We start from the raw sequence: 12504 nt of genomic DNA, 5'->3' as shown, positions 1-12504 counted from the left end.
AATTCAGTGAAGCGATCACTTATCCTTATTGCTTTTTTACTCTACACTAGTATCGTTTTTTCGCAAAACAATGCTGCTGTATTATACAGCATCACCGAAAAAGACGGGCTTACAGATAATATTGCCAATTGTTTTTTCCAGGACAGCCGTGGTGTAATGTGGATCGGTACCAGTTATGGGCTCAACAGTTTTGATGGTTCGGTGATCACCAATTTTCATCACAGCAGCGATACCAATACTGTGGCGGATGATGTGATCAATGACATTATACAGGATGAAAAAGGGGTGTTATGGATCGCTACTGCCGGGGGCTTATCGGCTTACGATATTGCAGAAAAAAAGTTCTCGAGTTATTCTTATAATAAAACTTCGTCTGTCCTTAACCGTTACTATAGTATTACCCTTGTGGGAAATATTATTTTACTGGGTACAGAAGAAGGGTTGTTTGAATTTGACAGAGCCACCAAAAAATTCTCCCTGCACCAGCCGGAAAATAAAGACACCCGCTGGATCACCAAAATTTACCGCGATAGCAAACAGCAAATATGGCTGGCCACTTACAATGGTTTGTGGCAATATGATATGCAGCATAAGACCTTTACATGCTTTGACAGCCCGGCCAATGATGCCTTTTTTGATGGCCTGGTCACTACCATTGCAGAAGATCACAGCGGGCAGCTTTGGTTTGGTAGTTGGAATAAGGGTTTAAAAAAACTCCATACTGATGGACGCATTGAAAGTTTTTTAGATTTTAAGAACAGCAACGGCAATATTACCAGTCTTGCCGAACAAAAAAAGCCTGATGGCAGTTACTGTTTGTGGCAAACCAGCAACCTCAGCTGGCCCGATACTGCCGCCCGCTCTTTTATAAGTTTATACAATAATAACAAACCCGTTTCCGGTAACCGCATCTATTGCGACAGCAAAAATCTTTTATGGATCTCCACAAATGAAGGCATCAAAATATACAATCCTGCCAAACAGTATTTTCAAACCACGATCTTATCATCTTATGTTCCGATCACTTCGCAGGGCACAGCAGTTTTTCCATTAAAAAATAATTTCCTGGTCGGGGGCGAAGGCGGTACTTCCCTGCTGCTTTTTTCTGACTCTGTAAAGCTGTTGAAGAATCTTTCTTCGCAGGTGACCAATGGCGCTGCCATTATGAATATTCAACAGGATAAGGATGGTACATTCTGGATGTGCACCTCGAATGGCTTATATCTTTTTGATTCTTTGCTGCATAAAAAACAAATGTTCCTGCACAATGATAAAGACAGCAATTCGCTGCCCAAGAATTTTTTGAATTATACCTTATTGAAAAAAGATGGCAGTAAATGGCTGCTGCCCTGGCGCAAGGGCGTGTGGCGTGCAGATGCAGTACATAAAAAATTCTTCCGGGTGCTTACCCCTGCAGGTGATACGCTGCTGCCGGGCAACAATCTTTCCAAAGCCCTGGAAGATAATTATGGCAATGTATGGATAACTGATTACACCGGTGGCTTGCATAAGTATGATCCTGTAAAAGGTGCATTGAAGAATATCATTGAAAGCCGCAGGTTTACCAATGAATATATTCTGGGAGATAAATTATGGACACTCAGCTCCACGCAGGTCTTCGCTGTTGATATTAAAACCGACCAGGTTGAAACGTATAATTTGCCGGAAGGTAAAAACAAGTATGAATATGATTTTATACCCGATGATAAGGGCTGGTTGTGGATCGCTACTAAAACGGGTTTGCTGGCTTTTAATATGCAGACAAAACAATTCAAGAGTTTTAATGAAGATGATGGTTTATATGATAACAACCTGGACATTACTTTTGGTAAACTTTACAATGGAAATATCCTGATGGTGGCCGGCAGTTATGCTATTGCCTTCTCTCCTTCTATTGTACAACAGAATATTGTTTCTGCTGCATTGCTTTTTACCGGCGCTGCCGCCGAAGGCGCACCCAAAAAGATCAGCAGTGATGTGATCGATATTTCATGGGGCGAAAAAAATATTGAACTGAACTGGGCTTTACTGAATTATTCAAACCCGCTGGGCAATACCTATTATTATAAACTGGATGGCATCAACAGCAACTGGCAAACTGCCGGCAATAAAGGACAGGCCATCTACAACAGCCTTGAACCCGGTACTTATTATTTTCATTTTAAAGCTGCTTTGTCAGAAGGCGCTATGAGCGAAGAGAAGACCGTTCGTATTGTGGTGCATCCTCCTTTCTGGAAAACCTGGTGGTTCATTATTATGACGGCTTTGCTTACCGCCATACTTTTTTATGCCGTTGTTAAATATGTTTCGCAAAGAAATTTAAAAGAAAAATTACTGCAGCTGGAAAAACAACAGGCGGTTGAAAAAGAACGCAACCGTATCAGCAGGGATATGCACGATGACTTGGGAAGCGGTCTTACTAAAATTGCCATCCTGTCGGAAGTAATAAAAACACAGCCTTCTTCTGCAGTGGGCAATATTGATAAAATCAGTGAAACGGCAAGAACCCTGGTGGATAATTTAGATGAGATGGTTTGGGCATTGAACCCACGCAATGATTCGCTGGATAAACTGGTGGCTTATATTGCCGAATATATGCACCAGTTTTTGGAAAGCACCCCTATAGTGCCCTTTATAGCATTGCCGGATGATATTCATCCGCATCATATCGGTGAAGAAAAACGGCGCAATATCTTTATGGCCATCAAGGAATTTTTGAACAACAGTGTAAAGCACAGCGGGGCTAAAACGATCTCATTCCAACTGTTGCAGCATGCCAATAGTTTTGAAATGATCTTAAAAGACGATGGCAGGGGCATTGATAAAGCCATGCTCAACGATCTTGGTAACGGCCTGCAAAATATGCAGCACCGTATTGAAGATATCGGCGGCAAGGCTAGTATTGAGTCTTCCGCTGCCGGCACCAGTTTTGTGATCGTATGCCCGGTTTAATGTTATTTATTTTAAATTCCCCTGGTAAAAATCCAGCACTTTTGTACGCAGCAGGTATTCGTAGCGTGCAATGGTGAAATTAACATTTGCCCTGTCCAGGTTATTTTTTATTACCAGATAATCCACCGAATTCATTGCGCCTAGATTAAAGCGTATCTCTGCGGCACGGAATGATTCTTTAAATGCAGTTACCTGCCCGTCAAGCAATTTGTATTTGTCAAATGAAGTGAGCATATTCAGGTGTGCCTGTTCTACCGCCTGCCTTAATAATATCTTAGTATTATCAGCAACGTATTTTGTATTCTTTTCGTCTATGCGTGCCAGTTTTATACGGCTGCGGGTTTGAAATGCGCTGAAGATGGGTACCTGCATGCTCACACCAAAATATGTATTCAGGTTATTATTCAGCTGGCTGAAGTAGCCGATCTTTTGTGAATTGTAATTGGTCTGTTTGGTAATTACGGGTATGTTGTTACCGTTTACCACTACATAATCTGTGGTAGCTATATCTGTTACACCTGTTGCCAGCGATGTTCTTGCTGCACTGGAATAATTGCTGTTAAGCTGGCCGAACAATGAAATGGTTGGGTATAATGCCGACTTTGCCACCTGCACTGCTTTACCTGCTGCCTGCATTCTTAAGTCAGCGGCTTTTACCATCGATAGTTTTTGCAGCGCAGTGTTATAAATTTCATCTGCTGTGCCTGCATATTCCTGTACGGACATATCCAGCCCTTCCCTGCTTAATTCCATTTGTTTACTGTAAGGAATATTCATCAGCTGCGACAAACTCAGTTTGGATAGTTCCAGTGCATTGGCAGCATTTACCACACCCAACTGATCAGCTGCATACTGTCCCTGCATATCCGATAAAGTAGCGGGAGCAATAGCGCCTTCCGTATTCATGGTGGTTAAACGCTCTACCTGTTTTTGTGTTACACCGGCCTGTTTTTTTGTAAGGTCCAGTACGTCTTCATTATTCAATACCTGCAGGTAGGCCAGTATCACACTTAATGTAAGATTATCTTTTTCCTGCTGGTTCTCCTGCTTTGCAGCCTGGTAGTTCAATGAATTCTGTTCGATGGTGCGCTGTGTCTGCAATCCCTTAAATACCGGCACCGATGCTGTAAGGTTGGCGCTTGAAGAGGACAACTGCTGGTTGATATAGCCGTTGGTATAAGGATCGATACTGCGGCCGTTGTTGATACCGTAGTTAATACCTGCCGAAACATTGGGCAGCCGGTCGTATTTTGCCTGGTTAAAATTAATGGCAGCTGCGTCTTCTTTCAACTGGTTCTGTTTTGCCGCAATATTATTGGCCAGCGCCATATCGATACAACTCTTAAGGTTATACGAAGTGATGGTTTGTGAAAAAACACGGTTATTCAAAATGGCCGTCAGCACTATACCCGCCACCAATACTTTCATTTTCATCTTCATTGTTTTTATAAATATTTTACGACACTATACGTCCGTCCAGCAGGTTGATGATCCTGTTGCCATAGGCCGCATTTTTTTCTGAATGGGTTACCTGTATAATGGCCACGCCATCGTTATTCAGTTCTTTAAATAATTCCATGATCTCCTCTCCCTGTTTGGAATTGAGGTTGCCGGTCGGTTCATCGGCCAGCAATAATTTCGGTTTGGCTATCAATGCTCTTGCTATGCCCACCAGTTGCTGTTGCCCGCCGGAAAGTTGTGTTGGAAAAAGATCTTTCTTACCCACGATATTAAAGCGGTCGAGTATATCCGCCACCATTGCTTTTCTTTCCGCAGCTTTTACATCCTGGTATATCAGGGGCGTTTCAATATTTTCATACACGGTCAGTTCATCTATCAGGTGATAAGCCTGGAATACAAAACCGATATATTGTTTGTACAAAGCCGCTCTTTGCTTTTCTTTTAATTTATGTACCGGCTCACTGAGGAAGTTGTATTCTCCTTCGTTGAATTCATCGAGCATTCCGATCACGTTGAGCAAAGTTGATTTGCCGGAACCCGATGGTCCCATGATGGAAATGAACTCTCCTTCTTTAACGGAAAGGTTCACATCTTTCAACAAAAATGTTCGGTTGTTGCCGGTATTGACCCATTTGTAAATGCCTTTTAAGTCTAACATATTTCTTTTATTTATGCTGTTTTTGTTTGTAATGAAACAGCAAGGTAACACTATTCACCAACCCCTGTGCCAATGGCGGAAGTAATTGCTTAACAGGCTTTTAGAAGTAAAATTATTTATGAGGTGTGCGAAAACGGACACCTGCCGTTCGTAATCGTACAGGCATTTTGCAATGCCTGTACTGTTTGCAGTGTTTGAATTTTGAAATGGTTTACTCGGTTCGCAGCGACTTTACGGGATTGGCTGTGCCTGCCTTGAGGGTTTGCAGCATTATTAAAATGGTGGTGATCATTACCAGGCCGGTAATAGCCGCCAGGAATGGTAAGGGCGACATGGATATCCTGTAGGCATAATCGTTCAGCCATCCGTGCATGATATACCAGGCAATGGGGCAGGCTACCGCACCGGCGATCAGTATCACCGTTAAAAATTCTTTCATGAACAATGCAATGATGCCGCTGACTGACGAGCCAAGCACTTTGCGTATGCCAATTTCTTTGGTGCGTTTTTGAATACTTAATGATACCAATCCCAATACACCTATTAAAACTATGATGAGTGATAAACCTGCAGCAGTATAAGCGGCTTTTTGTAATTGTATCTCGGCCCTGTATACTTTTTTCAATGTTTCATCAATGAATTTATATTCAAATGAACTACCGGGCATCAGGTTGTTCCATTTTTTTTCGATGGCAGCTACGGCACTGCTGATATTACCGGGTTTTATTTTAAAAGACAGGTAGCGATATTGCGTGGCAAAGTTTACGTTGAAGGACATGCAGGGTGCAATGTTCTGTTGCATGGAGCCGAAATGAAAATCTTTGCACACAGCTTTTATCGTAAATACTGTTGGGTCACCAGGAATGCGCAGTTGTCCATTTACTGCTTCAGTTGCATTCGTGAATCCTAGTGTATGCGCTGCCGTTTCATTGATGATCACTTTACCGGAATCCAGTCCGCCACCGTTGAAATTAGTGCCCGCCACCAGGGGCACCTGGTAAGTATCCAGGTATTTTTCATCTGATATCAGTACCTGCAGGCTTGTTGCCGTAGTGGAATCTGCGCCGGCTTTATACACCGGTGCCTGTCCGCCATTATTGCCATCGGGTATTTCATACGAAAGTGTTACATTGGCTACCTGCGGCATGGCTGAAAATTCGTTGCGGATCGTGGTCATTTTTTGCACACCTGCCTGCGACCAGTCGCGGGGCACTTGTGATGCCACTACAAATTCTTTGTTATATCCAAGATTCTTACTGAAGAAATAATCCAGTTGCTGCGTTACAATTACAGATGCTACCAATACGATCAATGCAATGGCAAACTGAACGCCTACGAGTGATTTGCGCAGGCCGATATTTTCTTTTACCGATTTTAATTTCCCTTTTAATGAATCCACCGATTTAAGCGCCGTTAATACAAAGGCTGGATATAAGCCTGCCAGTATACCGACTAAAAAAACGAATACTGCCAGTATAAAAACAAAATAGACCGGGAAGGATGATAGTGCAGGAATATTTTTTCCCACCAGCTGGCTGAAAAGCGGCCGCAGCAAGGGATAAGCGCCTACTGCCAAAGCTGTGGCTATCAAAACAAAGATCACAGATTCAGTAAGGAACTGGAATACCAGTTGTTGTTTGGTGCCGCCCGATACTTTGCGTATACCGATCTCTTTCATTCTTGCAGATGACCGGCTGATGGCGATATTGATAAAGTTGATAACAGCCATCAGCAAAATGAACAATCCTACAAAGGATAAAGCATATAACATGCGTTTTACGATGGCATTCTCTTTCTGCAAATGATACTCCGTTAAAGCAACCGGTACCACGCTGATATTTTCTTTTATATAACCGGAGGTATTTTTTGCTACCAGTTGGTCCACTGCTGATTGCAGGTCCTTAATTGTTTTGCCTTTTTGCAGTTCCACATAAGATGCCACATATAAATTGCTCCACATTTCAATATCCTGCCTGCCAAAATAAGTGAGGGCGCTTGCGGAGATAAAAATACCATTGTTATTATCCACGCTTAAATGCGTTACCGAATTCTCGGGCAGTTCTTTTAATACACCTGCTACAGCAAAATCACGTTTATTGCCGTTGAGGTTTTGTATATTGATCGTCTCCCCCACCACGTTTGTCTTACCAAAATATTTTTCTGCCACTTCTTTTGTGAGCACTACATTGTAAGGATCGTTCAATGCGGTGGCTGCATTTCCGTACAGCAATTCAAAGCCATACATTTTCAGCAGGGTGCTGTCACCTATCTGTATATTTTCCCGTAAATGTTTTTCGCCTTTAGAAACAATCGAAGTAATGCCATCAAAACGGTAATAATTATTTACGATGGCAGGGTAATCTTCTTTTAATCTTTTTGCCAATGGGCCAAAAGTGGCCAGTGAATAACCAAGGTTGGCATCTTTTGATTTGGTAGTTAAAATATATTGCTGTGAAGCATGATCGAGCTTTTTATTTACTTCCAATTCCCCGTATACATAGGCTGTTATCAGTAAGGTAAATGTAATTCCGGCGAATAAGCCCAGCACATTTACAAAGGAATAAAAGGGATGCCGGCTGATATTGCGCCAAGCGATCTTGAAATAATTTTTTATCATAACAACTGTTTTATTCTGTACGTAAACTATTGACAGGATTTACCGATGCTGCTTTAATAGTTTTTATAACGATGGTTAAAAGCGCCACTAAAAAGATACCTGCAAAAAGCAGCAGCATCAGCGGCAGGTTCACACCATTATTAAAAGCAAAAAGTTTTACAAAAAAGTAACCGGATAGATAGCCCAGCGGTATACATATCGCTGCGGCGATCACGATCAGTTTTACAAAACCTGCGGATAGTTGCCGCACAATCGCTGCTACTGAAGCGCCCATTACTTTACGGATACCGATCTCTTTTATTCTTTTTTCTGTATTATAAGTCACCATGCCAATTAATCCCATTATAGCAATTATAAAAACAATAAAACCTACCATTCCCATAAACTTCATGTCAGCCCCTGGATAATATCTTTCATACAGGTCTTTTTCATAATTGGCAAATGCAAAATCTGCATATGGGCTGTATTTTTTCCATATCGCACCCATATCAGCTTTAAAGTCTTTTTCATTTACAGCTGTTTTTGTTTTGATACTTAAAACATGAAACTGGGCAGGGTTATATTGTATCACCAGCGGTTGCGGCGCAAACTGGTACATGTAATAACAAAAACTTTTTAGCACACCATATACTATCACCGGTTTAGTATCATTTAAAATGATCTGTTTACCAATAGCTTCCTGTGGCTTACCCAAACCTGTTGCAAAAAGCGCTTCTTCATTTACAAGAACAAAGGCGGAGGCTGAATCACCGGTATTTTGCGGCAGGTTCTTTCCTGCAATGATCTGCAGGTTCATATTGCTGATGAAACCGGCATCAGCAGCATAATAACTGGCCGCTACATTATCATTTTGCTGATCATTTTTTATACCGCAGCTTGCAGCTGTACCGCCAAATGCTGTTGACACCATGCCTACAGTTGCTACGTCTTTATGCTTTTCAATATCGTTTTTCAGCAAGGCATAATTATTTACAGCAGAAATGTTATAGATATTTTTCCGGTTGAAATTGGTATTGTCTGTAGCCATATAGTTCAACTGGCTGTACATATTGGCCATCAAAAAAATAAAGCAGGCTGTAACAACAAACTGCAATACCACCAATCCTTTTCTAAAGCCGATCTTTCCAAACGAAGCCGGGCTGATAGTGCCTTTTAATACTTTTATCGGTTGAAAGCCCGACAATATTTTTGCAGGGATGACACCCGCCAGCGCCCCGACAAAAACAGCAAACAAAATAAAGCAACTCCATAAAACAACATTGTGCTTCACCTCCCATATAACCCATCTTACGTGAATGAATTCCTTCATCAGTTGCAGGATAAAAAAGCCGGTCAGCAATGAAAGTATAGCGATCAAAATGGCTTCGCAGATGAATTGCCCGAATACCTGGTACCGTAATGCACCGGACACTTTGCGTATCCCTACTTCTTTTGCACGGCTTAAGGATCTTGCCAAAGTAAGATTGATGTAATTAAATACTGCCAGTAAGATGATGCCTAATGCTATTACAAAATTCACACTCAGGTCGGTGAGGGATTCGATATAGGGATTATCTCTTAACCCCTGGAAATCCGGGGAAATGGAAGACAATGTTTGCTGGCGGAAGTGCAATGTTTGCGTTGCTTTTATTGCATCGCCATTTATTGCAGCCGTAATCGAATTCAATGCAGCATCAAAACTACTCGCTTTAGTACCAGGTTTTACAAGAACGTAGGTAAATCCACTCAACTCTTTTGTAGAAGCGGCTTTTGAAAAATGCTTAAAGGTTTCCATAGAAACCATCACGTCACTTTTAAAATGCGTACTGCCCATATAAGGCTTTAATACACCTGTAATGGTAAAGGTACCGTAATCGGGGTGGGTAAGTGTTTTGCCGATCACGTCGGTATCCCCAAAAAAGATCTCCGCCATTTCGTGTGTTATTGCCAGTGTATTGGGCAATGTGGGCACTGTTCCTTTTTCGAGCGGAAAACCGAATATCCCAAAAAATGCAGGTTCTACATACAATGTATTTACCCGGATCGTTTTTAGTTTATTATTTAATTCCCATCCAAAATCCCTTGCCACATAAGTTGCTTTTTCTACAAATGGATAATCCGTTTTTAATTTATCCGAAACGGCAAAGGGTGTTGTTGCATATTTGGTTTTTGATCCGTTGGCATCTGTTACGTCTGTAATAACACGGTAGGTCCTGTCGGTATAAGGATGAAAGCTGTCGTATTCATATACGTTGATCACCTGGATAAGCGCCAGCAATGCAAAAGGAATTGCCAGGCCCAGGCTCATAATATTGATAAAGGAAAAGAGTTTATGTTTCCATAAATTTCTCCAGGCTATTTTGAAATAATTCTTTATCATTTTACTCTGTTCTGAGTGATTTAACAGGATTAGCGATAGCGGCTTTAATGGTTTGTATGGCCAACGTAAGCAATGCCACCAATATCATTAATGCTCCGGCGAGTGCAAAGATCCATAGGCTGATATCGGTACGGTATGCAAAATTCTGCAACCATTTATGCATGCCTATCCATGCCAATGGCGCTGCAATTATAAATGCCAGTAATACCAGCAATATAAAATCCTTTGCTATCAGTTGTATGATCTGCAGTACCGAAGCGCCGAGTACTTTTCTTACACCAATTTCTTTGGTGCGCTGTGTAGTGGTATACATTACCAGGCCCAGCAATCCCAGGCAACTGATGAATACAGCCAAACCAGTTGACCATTTTAAAAGGCCAGATATATTTTTTTCCTGGTCATAAAATTTGGCAATTTCTGCATCGAGGAAACTATATTCAAAATCGTCTTCGGGGTACACTTCTTTCCATGCAGTTTCTATCTTGCTGATGGCCGTTTTCCAGTTATCACCGCCTGCTGTTCTTGGTTGCAATAATATGTTGATCGTTCTTTCTGTGCCGCTCCAACTACCCATTGCCAATGGTTTGATGGGTTCGTGCAGGGACCGTTGGTGAAAATTTGCCAGTACGCCGGTTATGGGTACCTGCCGGTCGCTCCATTCCAGCATTTTACCAATGGCCTGCTGCGGTTGCTGAAAGCCAAGTATTTTTGCATACGCTTCGTTGATCACAAATGAATTTACCGTATCTGTTTGTGCCACTCCTTTGCCTGCCAGTAGTTTGAGGTTGAACAATTTTATATAATTACTGTCTGTATATTTAAACTGTACATCCGCTTCCACTTCTTTTTTACCATCTTTATATTTTACTGTACCGCTCCAGGTATTGCCCGATGATGGCGGTGCAGTGGACATACTCACCATTTTTATTTCCGGTATTGCTTTTAATTTTTCCATCAATACTGTTTTATGACTGGCGACAGTATCGTAATAGTTAGTATTTAAATAAACGATCGCATCTTTTTTAAAACCAAGATCTTTATTGAGTGTGTAATGTATCTGTTTACCTACCAGTATGGTTGCCATAATAAAAACCTGGGCTATCACAAACTGCGAAATGGTAAGCGATCTTCTTAACCATACCTGCCTTGTTTTTCCGGAGCCGCTGTACAGCTGGTTCTTCAATACCAGCACCGGTTTGTATCCTGACAAAACCATGGCAGGATAAAAACCTGATAAAACGGTTACCACTATCATCAGCAATAATAAAAACACTACTATGGAAGGTTGCTCGAGTATATTAAAATGCAGTTCTTTCGGTATAAAGTCGGAGAAGGATTGCAGTATCAGTGGTGTTAACAGAACGGATACAATGGTTGCTATAAAGGTCAATAAAAAAGTTTCGCTGAGAAATTGAAAGATCAATTGCCCTTTTGTACTGCCCATTGTTTTACGTACACCGATCTCTTTGGCCCGTTGTGTTGCCTGTGCAGTTGTAAGATTTATAAAATTGATACACCCCAGCAACAAAAGGAATAAAGCTACCGCCAGCAAACTATACAATATCGGCTTGTTGGCCAAAGGTTTACTATAGCCTCCATAATCGCTGTTGAAATGAATATCGTTCAAAGGCTGCAGCAGCAATTCCACTTTGCTGTGATCATCTGCTTCTTTATGCCTGTATTTATCATACAAGTCATACATGCCTTTTTCGATCTGTGTTGTTGATGTGCCGGGCGCTAATTTCAACAATAATTGTGATGCGCCGTTCGTATTGTTCCATTGATCAAAATCATGTGGCTTCAGGCTTGTTTTTTCCAATGTCGCCATTGATACAAATGCCTGGAAACTGAAGTCGGTATTTTGCCGGATGCTTTTTACAATACCAGAAACAGTTGTAAGCACCGTATCATTAAAACGCACCTGTTCGCCGATGATCTCTGCAGGTGTTAAATGAGGAAAATATAATTTGGCTCTTTCTTCTGTCAGTACGGTCTGATAAGGTTCGCTCACTGCATTCTTCACTGATCCTGCCAACCATTGATATCCCATTAAGTTAAAATAATCATCGCCTGCGAATATGATCTCTTCCTGTTTTTTAAATACCTGCAGCTCGCTGCTGTTGTGCTTTGGTATGCTCACTTTTGCACTACCATCCCAGGTACGAAAAGGCACAACTGCATCCAACCCGGTCAATTCTTTTTTTACAGCTCCAGCCATAGGGGAAGTTATGCCTGAGTTATAATACACTTCTCCTGAAAAACTGAATTTTGATACGGCACGATAGATACGGGCATTATCATCTTCAAACTTATCAAATGTAAAATGATAATTCACCAATAGATAGATCACCAGCGATGAACTGATACCAATGGCCAGGCCCAGCACATTGATTAATGAAAATACTTTGTTCTTCAGCAACGCTCTTAATGCAACCCTGAAATAATTTTTTATCATAG

General features: G+C 41.5%; 6 protein-coding genes. 1 reads left to right on the top strand and 5 read right to left on the bottom strand.

Annotation, left to right across the window (positions count from 1 at the left end):
• The first annotated feature begins 6 nt into the window (after positions 1-6).
• Complete coding sequence (locus QM738_RS10270) at positions 7-2952, top strand: ligand-binding sensor domain-containing protein (RefSeq protein ID WP_462276603.1); 2946 nt, start codon at positions 7-9, stop codon at positions 2950-2952.
• A gap of 6 nt (positions 2953-2958) precedes the next feature.
• Here QM738_RS10270 and QM738_RS10265 read toward each other — a convergent pair whose 3' ends face one another.
• From QM738_RS10265 to QM738_RS10245, 5 genes are all read right to left on the bottom strand, one after another.
• Entirely contained in the window at positions 2959-4386 is a 1428-nt protein-coding gene (locus QM738_RS10265; RefSeq protein WP_462276602.1) for a TolC family protein, read from the bottom strand.
• 22 nt (positions 4387-4408) lie between these two features.
• Positions 4409-5071, bottom strand: coding sequence for an ABC transporter ATP-binding protein (locus tag QM738_RS10260; RefSeq protein WP_462276601.1), 663 nt, complete (start codon positions 5069-5071; stop codon positions 4409-4411).
• Positions 5072-5282: 211 nt separating this feature from the next.
• On the bottom strand, positions 5283-7688 hold the full coding sequence (locus tag QM738_RS10255) for an ABC transporter permease (RefSeq protein ID WP_462276600.1): 2406 nt from the start codon (positions 7686-7688) through the stop codon (positions 5283-5285).
• A gap of 10 nt (positions 7689-7698) precedes the next feature.
• Positions 7699-10047, bottom strand: coding sequence for an ABC transporter permease (locus QM738_RS10250; RefSeq protein WP_462276599.1), 2349 nt, complete (start codon positions 10045-10047; stop codon positions 7699-7701).
• 1 nt (position 10048) lies between these two features.
• Complete coding sequence (locus QM738_RS10245; protein ID WP_462276598.1) at positions 10049-12502, bottom strand: ABC transporter permease; 2454 nt, start codon at positions 12500-12502, stop codon at positions 10049-10051.
• Positions 12503-12504: the final 2 nt, after the last annotated feature.

It is taken from the genome of Ferruginibacter sp., assembly GCF_049840995.1.
Lineage (GTDB): Bacteria > Bacteroidota > Bacteroidia > Chitinophagales > Chitinophagaceae > Ferruginibacter.
This window is presented reverse-complemented; position numbering and strand designations above follow the sequence as displayed.

Excerpts from the sequence above, each read along its gene's own strand:
- QM738_RS10265 (WP_462276602.1), bottom strand. The coding sequence starts at position 4,386 with ATGAAAATGAAAGTATTGGTGGCGGGTATAGTGCTGACGGCCATTTTG.
- QM738_RS10260 (WP_462276601.1), bottom strand. The coding sequence starts at position 5,071 with ATGTTAGACTTAAAAGGCATTTACAAATGGGTCAATACCGGCAACAAC.
- QM738_RS10255 (WP_462276600.1), bottom strand. The coding sequence starts at position 7,688 with ATGATAAAAAATTATTTCAAGATCGCTTGGCGCAATATCAGCCGGCAT.
- QM738_RS10250 (WP_462276599.1), bottom strand. The coding sequence starts at position 10,047 with ATGATAAAGAATTATTTCAAAATAGCCTGGAGAAATTTATGGAAACAT.
- QM738_RS10245 (WP_462276598.1), bottom strand. The coding sequence starts at position 12,502 with ATGATAAAAAATTATTTCAGGGTTGCATTAAGAGCGTTGCTGAAGAAC.